This window comes from Streptomyces sp. NPDC030995 (assembly GCF_055571215.1).
On sequence record NZ_JBVIFS010000009.1, the window covers coordinates 82,864 to 105,485 of the forward strand.

General features: G+C 70.6%; 19 protein-coding genes and 1 pseudogene. 14 read left to right on the top strand and 6 right to left on the bottom strand.

The annotated features are described in order from the left end of the window. Positions 1-73 precede the first annotated feature (73 nt). From ACZ45T_RS16445 to glxA, 5 genes and pseudogenes are all read left to right on the top strand, one after another. Complete coding sequence (locus tag ACZ45T_RS16445; RefSeq protein WP_468441704.1) at positions 74-418, top strand: DUF3817 domain-containing protein; 345 nt, start codon at positions 74-76, stop codon at positions 416-418. After that, complete coding sequence (locus ACZ45T_RS16450; RefSeq protein WP_468441706.1) at positions 415-711, top strand: MTH1187 family thiamine-binding protein; 297 nt, start codon at positions 415-417, stop codon at positions 709-711. Before ACZ45T_RS16445 ends, ACZ45T_RS16450 begins: the two co-directional genes overlap by 4 nt. A 158-nt stretch (positions 712-869) precedes the next feature. Further along, positions 870-1,061 (top strand): annotated as a pseudogene (locus ACZ45T_RS16455) (TetR/AcrR family transcriptional regulator); the annotation flags it as partial. Positions 1,062-1,211: 150 nt separating this feature from the next. Further along, positions 1,212-2,912 carry a glycosyltransferase family 2 protein gene (locus tag ACZ45T_RS16460; RefSeq protein ID WP_468441708.1) on the top strand — a complete coding sequence of 567 codons (1,701 nt, stop codon included), beginning with the start codon at positions 1,212-1,214 and terminating at the stop codon, positions 2,910-2,912. 2 nt (positions 2,913-2,914) lie between these two features. Beyond that, positions 2,915-4,927, top strand: coding sequence for a radical copper oxidase GlxA (gene glxA / locus ACZ45T_RS16465; protein ID WP_468441710.1), 2,013 nt, complete (start codon positions 2,915-2,917; stop codon positions 4,925-4,927). A gap of 30 nt (positions 4,928-4,957) precedes the next feature. On the opposite strand, the gene ACZ45T_RS16470 is transcribed toward glxA, so the two are convergent. Both ACZ45T_RS16470 and ACZ45T_RS16475 read right to left on the bottom strand, forming a co-directional pair. After that, a complete protein-coding gene (locus ACZ45T_RS16470; protein WP_468441712.1) occupies positions 4,958-5,992 on the bottom strand; it encodes a glycoside hydrolase family 6 protein in 1,035 nt (344 codons plus the stop codon). A gap of 99 nt (positions 5,993-6,091) precedes the next feature. Next, complete coding sequence (locus ACZ45T_RS16475; RefSeq protein ID WP_468441714.1) at positions 6,092-7,090, bottom strand: ArsR/SmtB family transcription factor; 999 nt, start codon at positions 7,088-7,090, stop codon at positions 6,092-6,094. 81 nt (positions 7,091-7,171) lie between these two features. Here ACZ45T_RS16475 and ACZ45T_RS16480 point away from each other — a divergent pair, with 81 nt between their 5' ends. The 4 genes from ACZ45T_RS16480 to ACZ45T_RS16495 all read left to right on the top strand — a co-directional run bounded on the left by ACZ45T_RS16480 (position 7,172) and on the right by ACZ45T_RS16495 (position 11,131). Further along, on the top strand, positions 7,172-8,410 hold the full coding sequence (locus ACZ45T_RS16480) for an MFS transporter (RefSeq protein ID WP_468441716.1): 1,239 nt from the start codon (positions 7,172-7,174) through the stop codon (positions 8,408-8,410). Positions 8,411-8,431: 21 nt separating this feature from the next. Then, positions 8,432-8,941 carry a MarR family winged helix-turn-helix transcriptional regulator gene (locus tag ACZ45T_RS16485; protein WP_468441718.1) on the top strand — a complete coding sequence of 170 codons (510 nt, stop codon included), beginning with the start codon at positions 8,432-8,434 and terminating at the stop codon, positions 8,939-8,941. Between the two features lie 72 nt (positions 8,942-9,013). Next, the gene (locus ACZ45T_RS16490) at positions 9,014-9,343 is read left to right on the top strand and encodes a DUF3817 domain-containing protein (RefSeq protein ID WP_468441720.1); all 330 of its coding nucleotides are present in this window, start codon (positions 9,014-9,016) and stop codon (positions 9,341-9,343) included. A gap of 87 nt (positions 9,344-9,430) precedes the next feature. Beyond that, the gene (locus ACZ45T_RS16495; RefSeq protein WP_468441721.1) at positions 9,431-11,131 is read left to right on the top strand and encodes an acyl-CoA mutase large subunit family protein; all 1,701 of its coding nucleotides are present in this window, start codon (positions 9,431-9,433) and stop codon (positions 11,129-11,131) included. 92 nt (positions 11,132-11,223) lie between these two features. On the opposite strand, the gene ACZ45T_RS16500 is transcribed toward ACZ45T_RS16495, so the two are convergent. Beyond that, complete coding sequence (locus tag ACZ45T_RS16500; protein WP_468441723.1) at positions 11,224-11,844, bottom strand: TetR/AcrR family transcriptional regulator; 621 nt, start codon at positions 11,842-11,844, stop codon at positions 11,224-11,226. A 262-nt stretch (positions 11,845-12,106) separates the two neighbouring features. Here ACZ45T_RS16500 and ACZ45T_RS16505 point away from each other — a divergent pair, with 262 nt between their 5' ends. The 4 genes from ACZ45T_RS16505 (at position 12,107) to ACZ45T_RS16520 (ending at position 16,275) form a co-directional block, all read left to right on the top strand. Further along, positions 12,107-13,114 (top strand): tetratricopeptide repeat protein, encoded by a 1,008-nt coding sequence (locus ACZ45T_RS16505; RefSeq protein ID WP_468441725.1) that lies wholly within the window; start codon positions 12,107-12,109, stop codon positions 13,112-13,114. Positions 13,115-13,708: 594 nt separating this feature from the next. Beyond that, positions 13,709-14,350: a DUF6230 family protein gene (locus ACZ45T_RS16510; protein WP_360888579.1), complete on the top strand. Its 642-nt coding sequence runs from the start codon at positions 13,709-13,711 to the stop codon at positions 14,348-14,350. A gap of 115 nt (positions 14,351-14,465) precedes the next feature. Beyond that, positions 14,466-15,050, top strand: a complete 585-nt coding sequence (locus tag ACZ45T_RS16515; RefSeq protein WP_468441728.1) for a DUF6114 domain-containing protein — start codon at positions 14,466-14,468, stop codon at positions 15,048-15,050. Continuing rightward, positions 15,040-16,275, top strand: a complete 1,236-nt coding sequence (locus tag ACZ45T_RS16520) for a hypothetical protein (RefSeq protein ID WP_468441730.1) — start codon at positions 15,040-15,042, stop codon at positions 16,273-16,275. Before ACZ45T_RS16515 ends, ACZ45T_RS16520 begins: the two co-directional genes overlap by 11 nt. Positions 16,276-16,369: 94 nt before the next feature. Here ACZ45T_RS16520 and pyk read toward each other — a convergent pair whose 3' ends face one another. The 3 genes from pyk to pta all read right to left on the bottom strand — a co-directional run bounded on the left by pyk (position 16,370) and on the right by pta (position 21,207). Then, on the bottom strand, positions 16,370-17,803 hold the full coding sequence (gene pyk / locus ACZ45T_RS16525; RefSeq protein WP_468441732.1) for a pyruvate kinase: 1,434 nt from the start codon (positions 17,801-17,803) through the stop codon (positions 16,370-16,372). 63 nt (positions 17,804-17,866) lie between these two features. Then, a complete protein-coding gene (locus tag ACZ45T_RS16530) occupies positions 17,867-19,081 on the bottom strand; it encodes an acetate kinase (RefSeq protein WP_468441734.1) in 1,215 nt (404 codons plus the stop codon). A gap of 41 nt (positions 19,082-19,122) precedes the next feature. Then, complete coding sequence (gene pta, locus ACZ45T_RS16535; protein ID WP_468441736.1) at positions 19,123-21,207, bottom strand: phosphate acetyltransferase; 2,085 nt, start codon at positions 21,205-21,207, stop codon at positions 19,123-19,125. Positions 21,208-21,431: 224 nt separating this feature from the next. On the opposite strand from pta, the gene ACZ45T_RS16540 reads away from it, so the two are divergent. Further along, complete coding sequence (locus tag ACZ45T_RS16540; RefSeq protein ID WP_468441738.1) at positions 21,432-22,457, top strand: ATP-dependent 6-phosphofructokinase; 1,026 nt, start codon at positions 21,432-21,434, stop codon at positions 22,455-22,457. The last annotated feature ends 165 nt before the right edge of the window (positions 22,458-22,622 follow it).

Consider the following 22,622-nt stretch of genomic DNA (forward strand, 5'->3'; position numbering starts at 1 on the left):
GGCCGGTCAAGATCCCGCAAAGCGGCTGAGACACTGGGACGGACCCAGGCCGCCAGACACCCGAAGGTTCCACGTGGACATCAAGACCGCCTCCGCCCTGCACCGGCTGCGCCTCATCTCCGTCCCGGAGGCGTTGTCCTTCCCGGCCCTGCTGATCTTCGGCTCGCTGCTGAGCCGGGTCTCGGACATCGACTACCTGATGATGCCGCTCGGCATCGTCCACGGAATCCTCTTCGTCATCTACGCGATCCTCCTGCTGGACGTCTGGAACAAGGCGAAGTGGCCGTTCAAGAAGGTCCTGGTGTTCTTCGGGCTCGCGCTGGTGCCCTTCGGCGGGCTGTACGGCGACAAGCTGCTCAAGCGGGAAGAGGCCGACAGCGTGATAGCGGCCCGCGCGCGTGAGGCGGCCGAGGCGTGATCGTCGCGTTCTCGGTGACCCCGCTGGGGGTCGGTGACGAGGTCGGCGAGTACGTCGCCGACGCGGTGCGGGTCGTCCGGGAGTCCGGGCTGCCGAACCGGACCGACGCCATGTTCACCACCGTCGAGGGTGAGTGGGACGAGGTCATGGACGTGGTTCGGCGTGCGGTGGCCGCGGTGGAGGAGCGGGCGCCGCGGGTGTCCTTCATCCTCAAGGCCGACATCCGTCCCGGGGTCGTCGACGGGATCACCTCGAAGGTGGAGACGGTGGAGCGGCACCTCGCGGGGGGCTAGAGCGCCCCGCCGCCGTGTTTTCGAAGCGCCCCTGGCCTTGTGGCCGGGGGCGCTTTCGCGTGCGCGGGCCGTGGGGGTGGGGCTGGGCTGCGCCCGGGCTTCCTGGGGCTCCGCCCCAGACCCCGCGCCTCAAACGCCGGCGGGGCTGGTGTGGTGCGGCGGGGCTGGCCCGGGCCACCGCCGCCTCCTTCGTCGGCATCGAGCTGTACGAGGGGGTGGACCCGCAGGGCGCCGACAGCGCGCTCGACGCCCTGGAGCAGATCGCGGGGCTCGCCACCGTGCTGGAGGGGCTGGGGCCGCTGAGCCGGCGCGCGGTCCGGCACGGCCTGCGGCGCGGCGCCCGCGGCTGACGCACCGCCCGGCAGTGCGCGTCACCCGTACGGGCCTGCGTACCGGAAGCCGGGGAAGAATCGCCCGCTCGGCCGAGTCCAGTTCGCCCCGCCCGGGGTTGTCCCCTTTCGTAGGGATATCAACCTCGGGATCGAGTGCTGGGAGGGATCGTGCGGCCGGAAGGCTTCGACTACGAGTCCCACAGCCGTCTCGCGGGTCCCTTCGCGGATCCGGTCCCCGGTCCCGCGGGCGTCTACCAGGTCGCCTACCGCTCCCTGCTCTCCCGCGAGCAGCTCCGTACCCGAATACGGGCGATCGCCCTCATGACGCTCGCCCCGTGCGCCGCCGCCGGGCTGCTGCTCTACCTCGTGTGGCCCGCGCACTGGACCGTCCGGGAGGGCGCCGACCGCTGGCTGGTCGTGTGCGACGCGGTGATGCTCGGCTCCCTCGCGCTGATCATGCTGTTCACGCTGGTCAACGTGGTGTCGATCGCCCACGCCACGATGGTCGCCCGCGACCCGGTCCCCGTACCGGCCGAACCGGGCACCCGCGTCGCGTTCCTGACGAGCTACGTCCCCGGCAAGGAGCCGCTCGCCATGGTGCGGGCCACCCTCCACGGCGCGACGCGCATCCGCCACGACGGGCCGCTGGACGTGTGGCTGCTGGACGAGGGCGACGATCCCGAGGCCAAGGTGCTGTGCGCGCAGCTCGGCGTACGGCACTTCACCCGCAAGGGGGTACCCGGCTGGAACACGCGCAGGGGCGCCCACCGGGCCCGCACCAAGCACGGCAACTACAACTCCTGGCTGGCCCGGCACGGCGACGACTACGAGTTCTTCGCCGCCGTCGACACCGACCACGTACCGATGGCGAACTACCTGGAGCGGATGCTCGGCTTCTTCCGCGACCCCGACGTCGCCTTCGTCGTCGGCCCGCAGGTCTACGGCAACTACGCCGAGCCCGTCACCAAGGCCGCCGAGTCCCAGCAGTACCTCTTCCACGCCCTGATCCAGCGCGCGGGCAACCGCTACGGCGCCCCCATGTTCGTCGGCACCAACAACGCCGTGCGCATCAGCGCCCTCCGGCAGGTCGGCGGGCTCTACGACTCCATCACCGAGGACATGGCCACCGGCTTCGAGCTCCACCGCCGGCGCAACCCCGCCACCGGGCGGTTCTGGCGTTCCGTCTACACCCCCGACGTGCTCGCCGTCGGCGAGGGCCCCGCCTCCTGGACCGACCTCTTCACCCAGCAGCTGCGCTGGTCGCGCGGGACGTACGAGACCTTGTTCAAGCAGTATTGGAAGAGCTTCTTCCGGATGCCCCCGGGGCGCTGGCTCAACTACACGCTGATGCTGGTCTACTACCCGATGACCGCCGTGAACTGGCTGCTCGGCATCCTCAGTTGCGCGCTCTTCCTGTGGTTCGGCGCCTCCGGCACCCAGGTCTCCGCCAAGGTCTGGCTGATGCTCTACACCGACGCGGCCGCCCTCCAGGTGGGCCTCTACCTGTGGAACCGCCGCCACAACGTCTCGCCCCACGAACCGGCCGGCTCCGGCGGAGTGGCCGGCATGGCCATGTCCGCGGTCTGCGCGCCGATCTACCTCAGGTCGCTCGGCTCGGCGGTGCTGCGCACCGAGGGCCGCTTCGTCGTCACGCCCAAGGGCGGGGACGCCAGCCCCGACCGGCTGATGACCTTCCGCATCCACCTCTTCTGGGCGGCCGTCCTGATCGCCTCGCTGCTGGCGTCCGTCCGCTACGACCACACGCACGTGGCCATGCGGGTCTGGGCGGTGCTCGCGCTGGCCATCGCGCTCGCGCCGCTCACCGTGTGGGTCGTGACGCGGGTCCGGCCGAGGGCAGTGGGGAACTGAGCATGGTCCGCCGGCCCTCGAAGAAGTCCAGGAAGACCGCCCTGGGCATCGGCGCCCTGGTGGTGCTCGCCGCGCTCAACGCGCCCGCCGCGATCTCCTTCGCCGAGGACAAGTACCACGCGTACAAGATCGGGCAGCCCAGCTACCGGATCCAGTACGGGTCGTGGGGGCTGGTCGCACTCCCCGAGGAGTACCGGGTCAACGCCATGCACGCGGCCCTGCTGCACACGGGCAAGGTGCTGCTGATCGCGGGCAGCGGCAACAACCAGAAGAACTTCGACAAGGGCAGCTTCGACACCATCCTGTGGGACCCGAAGGACGACAGCTTCAAGAAGATCCCGACGCCGGAGGACTTCTTCTGCTCCGGGCACAGCCAGTTGCCCGACGGACGGCTGCTGGTGGCCGGCGGGACCGCCCGGTACGAGGTGCTCCGCGGGAAGGTCACCCGCGCGGGCGGCCGGATGCGGGTCAAGAACGAGAACCCCGACAAGGCCGTCAAGCTGCGCAAGGGCACCCGCTTCCGGTCCCCGTCCGGGGTGGAGTACGAGGCCAAGTTCGACGTGACCGTGCCGAAGGCCAGGAAGAAGTTCGAGATCACCTACGGGCGCGACGGGCAGGTGCTGCCGTGGAAGACCACGGTGGTGGCCGCCGAGGCGCGGGTCTTCGTGGAGGCCGTGAAGACCGGCGCCGAAGGGCTGACGACGGAGGCCGCGCAGTACGAGGTCCTCGGGCTGAAGGGCAAGGACGCCGCCAACGTCTACGGGCTCGCGGAGCGCCTGAGCGCCGACAAGCAGGACTTCCAGGGCATCAAGTCGGCGTACGAGTTCGACCCGAAGGCCGAGAGGTACGTGCCCGTCGACCCGATGCGGGACGCCCGCTGGTACCCGACGCTGGTGACCCTGGAGGACGGCCGGGCGCTCGCGGTCTCCGGGCTCAACGACGTGGGGGACGTCGTACCCGGCGACAACGAGTTCTACGACCCGCGGACGAAGAGGTGGTCGAAGGCTCCCTTCCACTACTTCCCGACCTATCCGGCGCTCTTCCTCACGCAGGGCGGCAGGCTCCTCTACACCGGATCGAACGCGGGCTACGGGCCGAAGAACAAGGGGCGCGAGCCGGGCCTGTGGGACCTGAGGACCAACGGGTTCACGAAGGTGGGCGGGCTGGCGGAGGCGGACCGGCTGGAGACCTCCTCCTCGGTGCTGCTGGCGCCGGCCCAGGACCAGAAGGTGATGGTCCTCGGCGGGGGCGGGGTCGGCGAGTCCAGGCTGTCGTCGAGCCGGACCGCGATCGTGGACCTGAAGGAGGAGAAGCCGGTCTTCCGGTCCGCGGCGCGGCTGCCGCGGGGAACCCGGTACCTGAGCAGCGTGCTGCTGCCGGACGACTCCGTCTTCACCACCGGAGGCTCAGGGGACTACCGGGGCCGGGGCGCCAGCGACATCCACAAGGCGCAGTTCTACTACCCGCGCACCGACGCCTTCGTGGCCGCCGCCGATCCGACGGTGGGCCGCAACTACCACTCCGAGGCGCTGCTGCTGCCCGACGGGCGGGTGGCGACCTTCGGCTCGGACCCGCTCTTCGCCGACAAGGACAACACCCGGCTCGGCAAGTTCGAACACCGGCTGGAGGTGTACACGCCGCCGTACCTGTACCGGGACCCCGCACGGCGGCCCGTACTGGGCGCGGGTCCGCAGGAGCCCGACCGCAGCGGGCGGGCCACCTTCGCGGCGGCGCACCCCGAGCGGATCGAGCGGGCCCGGCTGATGCGGCCCAGCGCGGTCACGCACACCACGGACGTGGAACAGCGCTCGATCGAGCTGGGGCTGACCAAGGCGGCCGACTCGGTGACGGTCGAGGTGCCCCGGGACCCGACGCTGGTGCCGCCGGGCTGGTACATGCTGTTCGTGACGGACGCGGACGGGACGCCCTCGGTGGCCAAGTGGCTCCGGGTGCGCGCACCGGAGCCGCCCGCCCCGCAGGCGGTGCCCGAATCGGACGGGTGGTTGACGCCGTAGGCGGCCGGCCGTGTCGGTCCCGGCGCGGAGTCACTCCCTGGCGCGGCGGGCCAGGCCCAGGGCGTAGTCCGGCCACCAGGTGCCGGCCGCGGGCCCGCCGCGGCAGGTCCCGTCGGACTCGCCGGGCCGCTTGATCCACAGGTACGCGTCGACGAGCGGGTCGCCCGTCCGGTCGGTCGGCGGCGTCCCGAGGGCGCGCCCCGGGGGATTGCACCAGGCCTGTGCCCGGTCGCCGGGCAGCGGACCCTCGCCGTTGCGGCTGGTGTCGATGACGAAGTGCTTGTTCTTGGTCCCCTTGGAGATCTTGGCGCCGTACGCCCGGGCGGCCGCGTCGGGCTGGAAGTTGGAGACGTTGAGGGCGAAGCCGTCCGCGCGCTCCAGGCCCGCCTTGTAGAGGGGCACCACCAGGTCCATCGGGTTGGGGATCCAGGCCGGATTGCCCGCGTCCAGATAGACCTTCGTGTTCTTGTTCTTCTTGAGCCGGTCGACGGCCTCGGAGAGCAGCTGGTAGCGCTCGGCGTGGTGTTCGGCCCGGGTGCAGCCGTCGATGATGTGCGGGATCGCGTCCGGCTCCAGGATGACGACGGCCTTGGTGTTCTCGATGTTGTCGGCGAAGGCGCCGATCCAGCTGCGGTAGGCCCGGGCGTCCCGGGCGCCGCCGGCCGAGTGCTGACCGCAGTCGCGGTACGGGATGTTGTACGCGGCGAGCAGCAGGGTCCGCCCGGTGGCCCGGGCGCCCGCGCGGGCCCGGCGGATCTCGGGGCCGGGGTCGCCGCCCGGGCCCCACAACATCATCGGCCGGTCGGCGATCCTGCGCAGCACCTGGGCGTCGCTGTTGCGGCCCGCGGCCTCCCAGGCGGTGACCTGGCGGGCGGCGTCGCTCTGCGGGTCCACCCAGTACGGGGACTCGGCAGGGCCGGCGGCGACGGGGGAGGGGGGCCGGGGCGAGGCGGCGGGGGTTCCCGGCTCCGGCGCGGACGCGTCCGTGCACGCGGGGGCGGCCGCCAGGAGCAGGAGGAGGCCGAGGCAGGCCTGGAGGCGGCGTCGTGGAACGGCGGGGGGCATCCGGCTTCCTCGGGACTCGGGACTCGGGACTCGGGACTCATGACGAAGGGTCGGGCAGCCAACCGGGATATCGTGACATAACGGTCAGGTGGCGGCCCCTTACGACACCTGAGGCTCACCTGTCGTGAGGGCGATGGCCAGAGGCGTGCGCTCGTAGCGGACCTGGTGGCCGTGGCGGGCGGAGATCAGCAGGCCCGCCGCGTGCAGGACCCCCAGATGGGCCGAGACCGTGGAGGGGGCCAGCCCCAGCCGGTGGGCCAGCGCCGTGGTGGTGGCCGGTTCCTCCAGCGCGCACAGCACATCGGCCCGGCCCCGGCCCATCAGACGGGCCAGCGCGGCCGGGGTGTCCTCCCGGGCCGGGGTCCACAGCGCGCCGATGCCGCGGGCCGGGTAGACGACGGTCGGCTGCCAGGGCGGGTCGAATCCTCCCGCGAGCTGCGGCCAGATGAAGGCGCTCGGCATGAGGAGCAAGCCCTGGCCGCTCAGGACGCGTTCGTGGTGACTGGGCCGTTCGATCGTCAGGGTGAGGGAGGCGGAGTCCCAGGAGAGGTCCGGGTGCAGACCGTCGAAGAGCGACTCCAGCCCGCCGTCGGCGAGGCGGCGCGAGTGGAAGAGGACGTCCGCCTCCAGCAGGGTCCGCAGCCGAGGCCAGTGCGGCTCGATCAGTACGCTCCAGGCCTGCTCCATCAGATCGGCCAGCTCGCGCACCGCCCGCGCCGGATCGGCGAGCAGGGCCCGGCCCAGGTCGCTGTCGAGCGCGCCCGGCGTACAGGCCAGTGACCTGCGCATGTCCTCGCGCGCCACGGCCGGATCCGACGCGCGGATCAGTGCGAGCTCTTCCTCGAAGGAGACACCGGGTCCGCTCGGCGGCGGGCTGATGAAGTCCGTACTGTGCCCCCGCCGCGGCATCAGCAGCCACAGCGGCCGCAGGTCCAGCCCGGCGGCGGCAGCGCGGATCCGCTGCAGCCAGGGCAGGTGATAGCCCTGCCGGTCCGGGCGGCTCAGGGTGCGGATCGCCTCCTGCGTCTCCCACGCGGGCGACAGCGCGAACCGGCACCGCAGCAGATCCCCGTGCCCGAAACGATGGTGCAACCCCATGCCGCGCCGCCTCGCTCGCCGGAACATTCGGCGCAGGCCGAATCTCTACGCCCGCCAGCCTAGGCCCGCGAAGCTCCCGGCATGGCAACCGTCACCCCCGCCCCCGGCGGCTATCGCTCGGTGTTCGGGATCCGGGAGTTCCGGCCCGTCTTCGCCGCGCACCTGATGTCCGTACTCGGCCTCGTCGTCGCCGAGATCTCCCTCACCGTCCTCGTCTACCGCGCCACCGGCTCGCCGCTGATGAGCGCGCTCACCTTCGCCCTCGGCTTCCTCCCGTACGCCCTCGGCGGCACCCTGCTCGCCGGGATCGCCGACCGGCACCCCGCCCGGCGGGTGCTCGTCACCTGCGACCTCATCTGCGCGGCCTGCGCGGCCGCCATGGTCCTGCCGGGCATGTCCGTGGCCCTGCTCCTCGTCCTGCGCTGCGCGCTGGCCTTCGTGGCACCGCTCTTCCAGGGCACGCGCAACGCCTCCCTCGCCGACATCGTCGGCACCGGCGACGCCTTCGTCCTGGGCCGCTCGCTGCTGCGCATGGTGGCCCAGAGCGCCCAGCTCGTCGGATTCGGCCTCGGCGGGCTGCTGCTCACCGTCCTCGCGCCGCGCGGGGCCATCGCGCTCACCGCCGCCGGATTCCTCGGCTCCGCGCTCCTGCTCCGCCTGGGCACGCGCCGCCGCCCCGCCCGTACGAGCGTCCGTACCTCGCCGCTCGCCGGAGCGCGCGCCGTCCTCGGCCGGCGCCGGCTGCGCGCACTCATCCTCCTGTTCTGGCTGCCGCCCGTGTTCCTCGTCGTACCCGAGGCGCTGCTCGCCCCGTACACCGCCGGCCTCGGCGCCGGCACCGTCACCCTCGGACTGCTGATGTGCGCGATGCCCGTCGGCACCATCGCGGGTGAACTCTGGGCCGGCTCCGCACTCACAGCCCGAACGCGATCGCGGATCGTGGCCCCGCTCGCCGCCACCGGTCTGCTGCCGCTCCTGCTCTACGCCGTCCGCCCGGGCGCGCCGCTCGTCCTCGCCGCGCTCCTGCTCGCCGGCCTGGCCCACGCCTACACCCTCGGGCTGGACCAGTGGTACGTCGACGCCGTCCCCGAAGAGCTGCGCGGCAGTGCGATGACCCTGCTCAGCACCGGTCTGATGACCCTCCAGGGCGTCGGCATGGCCCTGGCCGGCCTCGCCGCCGAGTTCCTCCCGGTGCACGCGGTCGTCACCGGCTCGGGGTTCCTCGGCACGGCCGTCGTCCTGCTGCTCCTGGCCGAACTCCGCGCAGCCGCCCGAGAGGAGGGAGGACTGAGGAATGAGACGGGCCTCGCCGTGAAGTGACCTCCCGGTAGGGTCGGGTGCGTGTCCAAGCCGCTCAGTCTTCCCTTCGACCCCATCGCCCGCGCCGACGAGCTCTGGCAGCAGCGCTGGGGACCGGTGCCCTCGATGGCCGCGATCACCTCGATCATGCGCGCGCACCAGATCCTGCTCGGCGAGGTCGACGCGGTGGTCAAGCCGTACGGACTGACCTTCGCGCGGTACGAGGCGCTGGTGCTGCTCACCTTCTCCAAGGCCGGCGAACTGCCGATGTCGAAGATCGGCGAGCGGCTGATGGTCCACCCGACCTCGGTGACCAACACCGTGGACCGGCTGGTGAGGTCCGGGCTGGTCGACAAGCGGCCCAACCCGAACGACGGCCGCGGCACCCTCGCCTCCATCACGGACAAGGGCCGCGAGGTCGTCGAGGCCGCCACGAAGGACCTGATGGAGATCGACTTCGGCCTCGGCGCGTACGACGCGGAGGAGTGCGCGGAGATCTTCGCGCTGCTGCGCCCGCTGCGCGTGGCCGCCGCCGATTTCGAGGAGTCGTAGGCGTCGCCGCGGTCCGCGTCCAGCCCGGGGCCGCGTCAAGATCTCGCAAAACGGACGGTTAGGCTCGTCCGCATGAAACCAAGCGTGCTGACCCGCTACCGCGTCATGGCCTACGTGACCGCGGTCATGCTCCTGATCCTCTGTGCCTGCATGGTGGCGAAGTACGGCTTCGACACCGGCGCCGACCTGACCTTCGCGGTCTCGCAGGCCCACGGCGTCCTCTTCATGATCTACCTGGTCTTCGCCTTCGACCTGGGCTCCAAGGCCAAGTGGTCCTTCGGCAAGCTCCTCTGGGTCCTCGTGTCGGGCACGATCCCGCTGGCCGCTTTCTTCGTCGAGCGCAAGGTCCGCGCCGAGGTCGAACCGCTGGTCAGGCGCTCTTTCGCCACCGCCGACGTCTAGAACGAGGCGCGCGTCACCCACCCCCGGGGCGACTCCCCGGGGGTTGCCCATCGACATTTACTAGGACGTCCTAGTAAATTCATCGGTATGGACGCTGACGCCATCGAGGAGGGCCGCCGTCGCTGGCAGGCCCGTTATGACAAGTCCCGCAAGCGCGAGGCAGACTTCACCACGCTCTCCGGGGATGACGTCGATCCCATCTACGGACCCCGGCCCGGCGACACGTACGAGGGATTCGAGCGCATCGGGTGGCCCGGCGAGTACCCGTACACCCGCGGGCTGCACGCCACCGGGTACCGCGGGCGGACCTGGACCATCCGGCAGTTCGCCGGGTTCGGGAACGCCGAGCAGACCAACGAGCGCTACAAGATGATCCTGGCGGCCGGCGGCGGCGGGCTCTCCGTCGCCTTCGACATGCCGACCCTCATGGGGCGCGACTCGGACGACCCCCGCTCCCTGGGCGAGGTCGGCCACTGCGGGGTCGCCATAGACTCCGCCGCCGACATGGAGGTCCTGTTCAAGGACATCCCGCTCGGCGACGTCACGACCTCCATGACGATCTCGGGCCCCGCGGTCCCCGCCTTCTGCATGTACCTGGTCGCCGCCGAGCGGCAGGGCGTGGACCCGGCCGTGCTCAACGGCACGCTCCAGACCGACATCTTCAAGGAGTACATCGCCCAGAAGGAGTGGCTCTTCGAGCCCGAGCCGCACCTTCGCCTCATCGGCGACCTCATGGAGTACTGCACGAAGGGCATCCCGGCCTACAAGCCGCTGTCCGTCTCCGGTTACCACATCCGCGAGGCCGGGGCGACGGCCGCGCAGGAGCTCGCCTACACCCTGGCCGACGGCTTCGGCTACGTGGAGCTCGGGCTCTCGCGCGGCATGGACGTGGACGACTTCGCACCCGGGCTCTCCTTCTTCTTCGACGCGCACCTCGACTTCTTCGAGGAGATCGCCAAGTTCCGCGCCGCCCGCCGGATCTGGGCGCGCTGGATGAAGGAGGTCTACGGGGCGAAGAGCGACAAGTCCATGTGGCTGCGCTTCCACACCCAGACCGCCGGGGTCTCCCTGACCGCGCAGCAGCCGTACAACAACGTCGTACGGACCGCCGTGGAGGCGCTCGCGGCCGTCCTCGGCGGCACGAACTCCCTTCACACCAACGCCCTCGACGAGACCCTCGCGCTGCCGAGCGAGCAGGCGGCCGAGATCGCCCTGCGCACCCAGCAGGTGCTGATGGAGGAGACCGGCGTCGCCAATGTGGCGGACCCGCTGGGCGGTTCCTGGTTCGTCGAGCAGCTCACCGACCGCATCGAGGCCGACGCCGAGAAGATCTTCGACCAGATCAAGGAGCGCGGGCTGCGCGCCCACCCGGACGGGCAGCACCCCATCGGGCCGATCACCTCGGGCATCCTGCGCGGCATCGAGGACGGCTGGTTCACCGGCGAGATCGCCGAGTCGGCCTTCCAGTACCAGCGGTCGCTGGAGAAGGGCGACAAGCGGGTCGTCGGCGTCAACGTCCACCACGGCTCGGTCACCGGTGACCTGGAGATCCTCCGGGTCAGCCACGAGGTGGAGACCGTCCAGGTGCGGGAGCTGGCCGAGCGCAAGGGCCGCCGCGACGACGCCAAGGTGACGGAGTCCCTGCAGGCCATGCTCGACGCCGCCCGGGACGGATCGAACATGATCCCGGCCATGCTGGACGCGGTGCGGGCCGAGGCCACGCTGGGCGAGATCTGCAACGTCCTGCGCGACGAGTGGGGCACGTACACGGAGCCCCCGGGCTTCTAGTCCCTGTTCGACCACGGACTCAACGGCCGGTCACGGCGCCCCGAGGCGGCGCCGTGACCGGCCTTCCGCTTCTCGGGCTTCACGAGGGGGGCTCAGGCCGGGGCCGGGCCGCGCAGTCCGTGCATCAGCAGGGCGGTGAAGGTGGCCACCCAGAGCTCGTCCACCGGCTCGGAGCTCACCAGGGCGCGGTGCACCACCGTGCCCGCGATCACGTCGAAGATCAGGTCCGTGGTGCGGCCCGCGAGGGACTCGTCCGCCTCGTACGGGAGTTCGCCGCGGGCCTGGGCCCGCGCGCGGCCCAGTACGACGAGACGTTTCTGCCGGTCCACGATCGCCGACCGGATCCGGTCACGCAGGGCCTCGTCCCGGGTGGACTCGGCGACGACCGCCATCAGGGCGGTACGGGCCTCCGGGCGCCGCAGCAGTTCCGCGAACTGCAGGACCACGTACTCGACATCGGCTTCGAGCGAGCCCCGGTCCGGCAGTTCGAGCGCGTCGAAGAGCTCCGCCACCGCGTCCACGACCAGCTCGTTCTTGCCCGCCCAGCGCCGGTACAGGGTGGTTTTGGCGACACCCGCGCGGGCCGAGACATCACCCATCGTCAGCTTCGACCAGCCCAGCTCGACCAGCGCGTCCCGGGTCGCGGCGAGGATGGCGGCGTCCGCGGCGGCGCTGCGGGGGCGACCGGTGCGGCCGGGGCTGGGGTTGTGCATGGCCGAGACCATACCCGCCGGTAGCCCGGCGAGCGGCTGTGGTTCAGATCACGCGGCGCGTATGGACGAGGAGGGGAGCGCGGAAGGCCGTGGAGAGTTACGCTACGGGTCGTAGCGTAAGAGCGACAACCACGCGAAGAGCTACAGGCGTCAGGTGGGGACCCGGCGCCGCAGTCCAACATCGCGATCAGGCCAACGCGACAGTACGGCCAATTCACGCGATCTTTTTCGTCGGCGCGCGCACACGGGGGAGGATGTACGCATGCAGCCCAGAAACATGTCCATGAGCGGCGTCGTCGACCTCGCCGCCGTGAAGGCGGCCGGCGAGGCCAAGGCCAAGGCCGAGCAGGCCCGCGCCGAAGCGACACGCCAGGCCGGCCAGGGTGGCGGGGCGGGTCCGTCCGCCGGCGCCGTGCCGCCTTCCGCCCTCGTCATCGACGTAGACGAGGCCGGCTTTGAACGCGATGTGCTCCAGCTCTCCGCCGAGGTCCCGGTCGTCCTGGACTTCTGGGCCGAGTGGTGCCAGCCGTGCAAGCAGCTGGGCCCGCTGCTGGAGCGCCTGACCGTCGAGGCGAACGGCCGCCTCGTGCTGGCCAAGATCGACGTCGACGCCAACCAGATGCTGATGCAGCAGTTCGGCATCCAGGGCATCCCGGCCGTCTTCGCCGTGGTCGCCGGCCAGGTGCTGCCGCTGTTCCAGGGCGTGGCCCCCGAGCAGCAGATCCGCGAGACCCTCGCCCAGCTGGTCCAGGTCGCCGAGGAGCGCTTCGGGATCATCGGCATCGAGGTGGACCCGAACGCCGAGGGAGCCGCTCCGGCTTCCGCCGAGGCCGAGGCCGAGATCCCGGCCGGCCCGTACGACGCGCTGCTGGAGGCGGCCGTCGTCGCGCTGGACGCCGGTGACCTGGGCGGCGCCGTGCAGGCGTACAAGAACGTACTGGCGGACGACCCGGGCAACAGCGAGGCCGCGCTGGGCCTGGCCCAGGCCGAGCTCCTCGCCCGCGTCCAGCACATGAACCCGCAGGCGGTGCGTGCCGCGGCCGCCGAGAACCCGCGCGACCCGGCGGCTCAGATCGCCGCGGCCGACCTCGATCTGGTCGGCGGTCACGTGGAGGACGCCTTCGGGCGTCTGGTGGACACCGTGCGCGTGACGTTCGGTGACGACCGGGACGCAGTACGGCTGCGGCTGCTGGAGATGTTCGAGGTGATCGGCGCGGACGACCCGAGGGTGTCCGCGGCGCGTACGGCGCTGGCGCGGGTGCTCTTCTAGACCCTCTGGAATCGGCCCGGGGAAGGTTCCGGGAGGCCGTCGATGTGTTGACACAGAGATAAACAGCGGCCGCACTTTGCCAAAACTTGGCAATCGCGGCCGCTGTTACTCGCAGTAAATCGAACCCCGTGAACTGTCCGGTGTGTTCACTCTTCCACCGGTCTGTCGTGGCCCTTGGTGACACCCTGTGTTGCTGCCCGACGGCAGTGGGTCGTTCCCCGGTTATCTGGCCGTTACCCGCCAGTAACGAACCCCCTTGTGCCCTGGCCGGGAATGGACCACGATCGGCCACGCTCGGTCCTTCCCGCAGAGCCGCTCACTCGGAGCCGCGGTGGAGGGTCCCCACCGAGCCGGCCTGTGGCAGTGCCACCGGCCGTGGGACAGGGGGGTCTCTGCCACACCGGCAGGGCCTGTCCTTCAGGTTGCGCGAACGCGTGGCCCAGTGGTTGTCGCTCGGGGGTGATCGCCGGTGTATCGGACGTGGCACAGCCGCGGCTCGGCCGCCTGCGCTCCTTCCCGAGGACGTAGCACTTCTCCCATCCCAGGACGGGTACGGCCCGGACCGGAGATGTACGTCCGAGAAGGAGGAACGAAATGAGTTCTCAGGTTCGTGGTGGGACCAGATGGAAGCGCTTCGCGCTCGTCATGGTCCCGAGCATCGCGGCCACGGCCGCGGTCGGTGTGGGTCTGGCGCAGGGTGCCCTCGCGGCGTCCTTCAGCGTCTCCGGCCAGGACTTCAAGGTCTCGGCCGACAAGCTCGACGGTGACAACCTCATTCAGTACGGCGGTATCGCCGAGGGTCACGACCTCAAGGGCAACCCGCAGAAGCACCCGGTCACCATCTCCGGGTTCAGCCACGCGGAAATCACCAACATGTGCCAGTCCCTGGTGACCCCGACGCCGCTCGGCAACATCACGCTGCAGCTGCGCACCGGTCACAAGGGCAAGCCGGCCGTCGCCGACAACATCTACCTGGATGTTGCGGAGCTCGACACCGACGCCGAGTTCAAGAACCTGGACATCGGTGTCGCGGTCGGCGACCCGAGCCACAAGACCAAGCCGCAGGCCGGCACGGTCGCCAGCCCGTACGCGTTCTCGCAGCGCGCCGACAAGGCGATCCTGACGAACGTGCGCCAGAAGGCGTGGGCGACCACGGCGGGCACGTTCAAGCTTCCCGACCTGAAGCTGCGCCTGCTCGGCGGCGACCAGCCGTGCTACCAGGACATCAAGGACTGATCCGTCCGTCCTGATGCGTGACCGGCCGGGCGGGCGACGCCGACAGTCGTCGCCGCCCGCCCGTCCGGGCTCCACAGAGTTCTCAAGTACCACCGTTTCCAGGGAGCTGTTGTCCATGAACCCCCAGGCCCCGGTTTACGTTCGCGCAGAAGACGACGCCTGGCTCACCGTGGTGTACTACCACTTCCATGCCTGGCGCGGACGCCGCCCCTTCTGGGCCGGGCTGTTCACGTTCGTCAGCGGCTTCCCGATCGCGTACTTCCCGTACGCGGACCTCCGCCTGGGCAACCTCAGTCTTGCCATGGCCACCACCGGCGGCGCCGGAGCCCTGATCATCGGGGTCCTGCTGATCACGCTGGGCCTGGCCCTCTGGTTCCAGCAGAGCATCCGCGTCTTCGCCGGAGTCGCCTCGATCCTGCTGGCCCTGGTGTCCCTGCCGGTGTCCAACCTCGGTGGCTTCGGCCTCGGCTTCGTGCCCGCCCTGATCGGCGGTGCCCTCGCACTGTCGTGGGTCCCGGCGCCGCCGGCGGAGGAGGAGCCGACGGGCCAGCAGCAGGCCGCGGTCAGCCTGGGCAAGACCGAGGCGATGGCGGGGATGGCGGGCCCCCAGGGCATCCCGGGACAGCGCGAGACGGAAACGCCTGCACACACGAGCGAGACGACTGCCCACGCCGATGGCGGGAGGAACAGTGCGGGGTGACGAGACGCAGCGGGGCGTGGCCCCAGGCGCAGAGTCCCGTGAGATCAAGGGGCCGCGGCACGCGGCGCCCAGGAAGTCGCTGCTGACCAAGTTCCAGATACCCGTCGGCAAGACGATGGCGCTGGCGGCGATGCCGACCGCGGTGTTCGTCGGGATGGGCATCGCGCCGAAGCTGGCGGTGGCCGACGAGACGGAGATACCCTTCGCGCCCGGGCCGTGTGTGACGCGGTCCGACGAACCCGCGGAGACCGAGTCGAAGTCGCCGTCCCCGACGCCTTCGACGACGGCCTCGCCGAGTGCGTCGCCCAGCGCGACACCCTCGCCGTCCGCGTCCGCGAAGCCGCAGCCGAGCGCTTCCCCGTCGGCGACCAAGCCCGCGACGGCGAACCAGACGGCCCCGGCCGCCACGCCGTCGCCGACCAAGACCACCAACCCGCTGGACCCGCTGGGCCTCGGTGACGCGCTCAAGGACCTGGTCGACGATCTCGGCCGGCCCATCAAGGACGCGAAGCCCACCGCGACGCCCACGCCCACACCGACGCCCACTCCCTCCAAGACCGCCACGCCGACCCCCGACCCGACCGCGGACGCGATCCGTGACGCGGCGAAGAAGGCGGGTGTCGACGTCTCGGACCTGACCGACGAGGTCAAGGACACCGAGAAGACCCCGAAGGACGAGACGGGCAAGGCGGACGAGGACGAGGACGAGGCGAAGAAGGACCCGGACGGGAAGGAACCCTTCCCCTGTCCGACCTACGACGCCCAGGCGCTCGCCGACGCCGAACTGGAGCAGGGCGTCCCGCTGCTCCCGGACGAGCCCTGGTACCTCGACAGCTCCAGGCTGACCCTCTACGGCCTGGACTACCACGGCATCGTCGAGGTGAAGACGGGCAGCGGCAAGATCAAGAAGGTCCTGAAGTTCACCGCGGACTCGCTGGACATCAAGGACCTCTACCAGACGGTCGGCAAGCAGGGGCAGGTCGCCCACCTGAAGTCCCGTCCGGGCTCCACGTCCAAGATCCGCGGCGGCACGGTGACGATGTACACCGAGAGCCTCAAGGGCAACCTCTTCGGTCTGATCCCGATCGAGTTCACCCCGAACAGCCCGCCGCCGCTGAACGTGCCGTTCGCGTTCTTCACGGACGTCAAGGTCGTCCAGGCCGGCCAGTTCGGCGGCACCCTGACGGTCCCGGGCCTGAAGAACTACATCGGCCCGCCGGAGTAGTCCCGTACGGCGCACCGCACCCGCGAAACACCGAGGGCGGCACCCCGCATCACTGCGGGGTGCCGCCCTCGGTCTCTGTGCGGCAGAGTGTCGGTCAGGCCTGGGGGGCGTCGCCGCCCAGGTGGTGGACCCGGACCATGTTGGTGGTGCCCGGGACGCCGGGGGGCGAACCGGCCGTGATGACCATGGTGTCGCCCTGGTCGTAGCGGCCCAGCTTGAGCAGCTCGCCGTCCACCAGGTCGACCATCGCGTCGGTGTTGTCCACGTGGGGGACCACGTAGGACTCGACGCCCCAGCTCAGCGTGAGCTGGTTGCGGGTGTTGACGTCCGTGGTGAAGGCCAGGATCTGCTGCGTGGCGCGGTAGCGCGACAGGCGGCGGGCCGTGTCACCGGACTGGGTGAAGGCGATGAGCGCCTTGCCGTCGAGGAAGTCCGCGATCTCGCAGGCCGCGCGGGCGACGGAGCCGCCCTGGGTACGGGGCTTCTTGCCCGGGACCAGCGGCTGGAGGCCCTTGGACAGGAGCTCCTCCTCGGCCGCCGTGACGATCTTCGACATCGTCTTCACGGTCTCGATCGGGTACGCGCCGACCGAGGACTCGGCCGACAGCATGACCGCGTCCGCGCCGTCGAGGATCGCGTTGGCGACGTCGGAGGCCTCCGCGCGCGTCGGGCGGGAGTTGGTGATCATCGACTCCATCATCTGGGTCGCGACGATCACCGGCTTGGCGTTGCGGCGGCACATCTCGATGAGCCGCTTCTGGACCATCGGGACCTTCTCGAGCGGGTACTCGACGGCCAGGTCACCACGGGCCACCATGACCGCGTCGAAGGCGGCGACCACGGCCTCCATGTTCTCGACGGCCTGCGGCTTCTCCACCTTGGCGATGACGGGGACCCGGCGGCCCTCCTCGTCCATGACCTTGTGGACGTCCTTGACGTCGTTGGCGTCGCGGACGAAGGACAGGGCGACCATGTCGCAGCCCATCCGCAGGGCGAAGCGGAGGTCGTCGACGTCCTTCTCCGACAGGGCGGGGACGTTCACGGCGGCACCCGGCAGGTTGATGCCCTTGTGGTCCGAGATGACACCGCCCTCGATGACGATGGTCTTGACCCGGGGGCCCTCGACCTCGGTCACCCGGAGCTCGACGTTGCCGTCGTTGATCAGGACCTGGTCACCCTTGGCGACATCGCCCGGCAGGCCCTTGTAGGTGGTTCCGCAGATGGACTTGTCACCCGGGACGTCCTCGGTGGTGATGGTGAACTCGTCACCGCGCACCAGCTCGACGGGACCCTCGGCGAAGGTCTCCAGACGGATCTTCGGGCCCTGGAGGTCGGCGAGGACGCCGACGGCGCGCCCGGTGTCCTCGGAGACCTTCCGGACGCGGTCGTACCGCTCCTGGTGTTCTGCCTGGGATCCGTGGCTGAAGTTGAATCGGGCCACGTTCATACCTGCCTCGATGAGCGCTTTCAGCTGCTCATACGAGTCGACGGCGGGGCCCAGCGTGCAGACGATTTTGGAACGGCGCATGGAGCGGATCCTATCCGGTTTGTTTCGTAGCGGAATATTCCGTCTGGTGGAAAGTCCAAGTGACTAGCCGGTAACCAGCGCGTACGTCTGGGTGGCGATCTCCAGCTCCTCATCGGTCGGGACCACCGCCACCGCCACCCGGGCATCCTTCGCCGAGACCAGCCGCGGCTCGGCGGAGCGCACCGCATTGGCCTCCAGATCCAGCGCCAGGCCCAGCTCGGCCAGTCCGGCCAGTGCCGCTTCGCGGACCTGGTGGGCGTTCTCGCCGACCCCGGCCGTGAACGCCACCGCGTCCACCCGCCCGAGCACCGCCGAGTACGCCCCGATGTACTTCTTCAGCCGGTGGACGTACGCCGCGAAGGCGAGGCTCGCCGCCTCGTCGCCCTCGCCCGCCCGCCGCATCACCTCGCGCATGTCGTTGTCGCCGCACATGCCCAGCAGACCGCTCTTCTTGTTCAGGAGCGAATCGATCTCATCCACTGAGAGGCCGCCCACCCGCGCCAGGTGGAAGACGACCGCCGGATCGAGATCGCCCGAACGGGTCCCCATGACCAGCCCCTCCAGCGGGGTCAGGCCCATCGACGTCTCCACGCACACGCCGCCCCGGACGGCCGAGGCGGAGGCGCCGTTGCCCAGGTGCAGCACGATCACGTTCACGTCCTGGACCGGCCTGCCGAGCAGCGCGGCCGTCGCCCGGGAGACGTAGGCGTGGGAGGTGCCGTGGAAGCCGTACCGCCGGATGGCGTACTTGTCGGCGGTCGCGACGTCGATCGCGTACCGCGCCACGTACTCCGGCATCGTCGAGTGGAAGGCGGTGTCGAAGACGGCGACCTGCGGGATGTCCGCGCGCAGCGAGCGCGCCACCTCGATGCCCGTCACGTTCGCCGGGTTGTGCAGCGGAGCCAGGGGGATCAGGTTCCGGATCTCCGCCAGCACCTCGTCGTCGATCACCGTCGGCTGGGTGAACCGCGTCCCGCCGTGCACCACCCGGTGCCCCACCGCGGCCAGTTCGGGGGAGTCCAGGCCCATCCCGTCGGCCGCGAGCTCCGCCGCCACGGCCTGGAGCGCGGCCTCGTGGTCCGCGATCGGGCCGCGCGTCTCCCGCTTGCCGCCCGCGGCGCCCGGCCCGGTCAGCGGCTCGTGCACCAGCCGGCCGGTCTCCTCGCCGATGCGTTCCACCAGGCCGACGGCGAGGCGGGAGTGGTCCGCCATGTCGAGGAGCTGGTATTTGACCGACGAGGAGCCGGAGTTGAGGACGAGTACGCGCGATGCGGTCACGGTGGGGTCTTTCCCTTTCGCAGACGGGGGAGGGGGGGAGGTCAGGCGGTGGGCGCCGGCGCGCCCTGCGCCTGGATCGCGGTGATGGCCACGGTGGTGACGATGTCCTGGACGAGCGCACCGCGCGAGAGGTCGTTGACCGGCTTGCGCAGACCCTGGAGCACCGGGCCGACCGCGACCGCGCCCGCCGAACGCTGCACGGCCTTGTACGTGTTGTTGCCGGTGTTGAGGTCGGGGAAGATCAGCACCGTCGCGCGCCCCGCCACCTCGGACCCGGGCAGCTTGGTCGCGGCGACCGAGGGCTCCACGGCCGCGTCGTACTGGATCGGACCCTCGACCGCCAGGTCCGGGCGCTGCTCGCGGACGATCTCGGTGGCCTTGCGGACCTTGTCCACGTCCGCGCCGCTGCCAGAGGTGCCGGTCGAGTACGAGAGCATCGCGATCCGCGGCTCGACGCCGAAGGCGGCCGCGGTCGCCGCCGACTGGACGGCGATGTCGGCGAGCTGCTCGGCGCCCGGGTCCGGGTTGACCGCGCAGTCGCCGTAGACGAGGACCTGGTCGGCGAGGCACATGAAGAAGACCGAGGAGACGATGGACGCCTCCGGCTTGGTCTTGATGATCTCGAAGGCGGGGCGGATGGTCGCCGCGGTGGAGTGCACCGAGCCGGAGACCATGCCGTCGGCCAGGCCCTGCTGGACCATCAGCGTGCCGAAGTAATTGGCGTCGGTGACCACGTCGTTGGCCAGCTCCACGGTCATGCCCTTGTGGGATCGGACCTGGGCGTAGTACTCGGCGAAACCTTCCCGCAGGGAGGAGGTCGCCGGGTCGATGAGCTGCGCGCCCGAGATGTCGATGCCGAGGTCGCCGGCCTTCTTCAGGATCGCCTGCTCCTCGCCCAGCAGCGTCAGGTCGCAGACCCCACGCCGCAGCACCACGTCCGCGGCGCGCAGCACGCGCTCCTCGGTGCCCTCGGGCAGGACGACCCGGCGGCGTTCGGCTCGGGCCCGCTCCAGCAGCTCGTGCTCGAACATCATCGGGGTGACGCGCTCCGAGCGGGCCACCGACAGCAGGTCGCGCAGCTCGCCGGTGTCCACGTGCCGCTCGAACAGGCCGAGCGCGGTCTCCAGCTTGCGCGGGGTCGCGGAGTTCAACCGGCTCTGCAGCGCGAAGAGTTCGGCGGCGGTCGGGAAGCTGTTCCCGGCGACCGACACCACGGGTGTGCCCGGCGCCAGCTTCGAGGCCAGCGTCAGGACGTCCTTGGTCGGGCGCTCGTTCAGGGTGAGCAGCACACCGGCGATCGGCGGGGTGCCCGAGGCGTGCGCGGCCAGCGCGCCGACGACCAGGTCGGAGCGGTCCCCGGGGGTGACGACCAGGCAGCCGGGGGTCAGGGCGTTCAGGAAGTTCGGCAGCATGGCGCCGCCGAAGACGAAGTCCAGGGCGTCCCGGGCCAGCCCGGCCTCGTCGCCGAGGAGCACCTCGCCGCCGAGCGCCCGGGTGATCTCGGCGACGGTCGGGGCGGACAGCGACTTGTCGTCCGGCAGCACGTAGCAGGGCACGGGCAGCCGGGCGGCCAGCCGCTCGGCTATGTGCTCCCGGTCCTCCGCGGCCACCCGGTTCACGACCATCGCGACGACGTGGCAGCCCAGGCTCTCGTAGGCCCGGTAGGCGTTGCTGGTCTCGGCGCGCACGGCCTCGGCCGGCTGCTTGGTGGCGCCCACGACGGGGACGACGACCGCGCCCAGCTCGTTGGCGAGGCGGGCGTTGAGCGCCAGCTCGTCGGGGAGGTTGGTGTGCGCGTAGTCGGTGCCGAGGACCAGCATGACCTCGTAGTCGCGGGCCACCCGGTGATAGCCGTCGACGAGCCGGGAGACGAGTTCGTCGGTGCCCTTCTCGGCCAGGATCGCCGAGGCCTCCTGGTACGACATCCCGTAGGCCGTCGCGGCGTCCTGGTCGATCCGGTAGCGGGCCTTGAGGAGGTCGAAGAGCCGGTCGGGCGCGTCGTGGAGCAAGGGACGGTAGACGCCGACCCGGCCCGTCTGGCGCGTCAGGAGCTCCATGATTCCCAGTTCGACGACCTGCCGGCCGTCCCCCCGCTCGATACCGGTCACGTACACGCTGCGCGTCACGCCCGCTCTCCGTCCCATGCTGTGAATGTCTGTTTGGTCTGGCTTGACCCCTTGACAATACCTCTGTCAATGGTTAGAGCGCCGCCCGGGAAAAGGCCTGGCCGGGAGGGCCGAAAGGCCCTGAGGGCGGAGCAGCCGAAAACGTGCGGCCCCCCGGGCCCGTGGAACAATCGGACAGGCTTCACCATTACGCCCTTCATATGTACGGCAGGAGACACAGCACGATGCGCATCGGAGTTCTCACCGCAGGAGGCGACTGCCCAGGCCTCAACGCTGTCATCCGGTCGGTCGTACACCGGGCCCTGGTGGGGCACGGGGACGAGGTCATCGGTTTTGAAGACGGCTTCAAGGGTCTGCTCGACGGCCACTTCCGCCCCCTCGACATCAATGCCGTCAGCGGCATTCTCGCCCGTGGCGGCACGATCCTCGGCTCGGCGCGCATGGAGCGCGCCCGCCTCCACGAAGCCGCCGAGAACGCGCAGGAACTGGCGACTCGCTACGGCATCGACGCACTCATCCCGATCGGCGGCGAAGGCACCCTGACCGCCGCCCGGATGCTGTCGGACGCCGGGATGCCGGTCGTGGGCGTGCCGAAGACCATCGACAACGACATCTCCTCCACCGACCGCACCTTCGGCTTCGACACCGCCGTCATGGTCGCCACCGAAGCCATCGACCGCCTCAAGACCACCGCCGAGTCGCACCAGCGCGTGATGGTCGTCGAGGTCATGGGCCGTCACGCGGGCTGGATCGCCCTGGAGTCCGGCATGGCCGGCGGCGCCCACGGGATCTGCCTGCCGGAACGCCCCTTCGAGGTGGACGCCCTGGTGAAGATGGTGGAGGAGCGATTCGCGCGCGGCAAGAAGTTCGCCGTCATCTGCGTCGCCGAGGGCGCGCACCCGGCCGAGGGCTCCATGCCGTACGAGAAGGGCGCGATCGACCAGTACGGTCACGAGCGCTTCGCCGGAATCGGCAACCGCCTCGCCGTGGAGCTGGAGCACCGCCTCGGCAAGGAGGCCCGCCCCGTCATCCTCGGCCACGTCCAGCGCGGCGGCACCCCCACCGCCTACGACCGCGTCCTCGCGACCCGCTTCGGCTGGCACGCCGTCGAGGCCGTCCACCGCGGCGAATTCGGCAACATGACCGCCCTGCGCGGCACCGACATCGTGATGGCCCCCCTCGCGCACGCCGTCACCGAGCTGAAGACGGTCCCCGAGAACCGCATGTACGAGGCCGAGTCGGTCTTCTAGGCCCGCCCTGGCGGGACCTTCGCCCTGACTTTGGCGGCCGAACGGCCCCGGGGGGGGGGGGGTTGGGGGGGGGGGGGGGGGGGGGGGGGTTTTTTTTTTTTTTTTTTTTTTTTTTTTTTTTTTCTTTCTTTTTCCCCTCCCTCCCTCCCCCCTCTGCCCACCCCA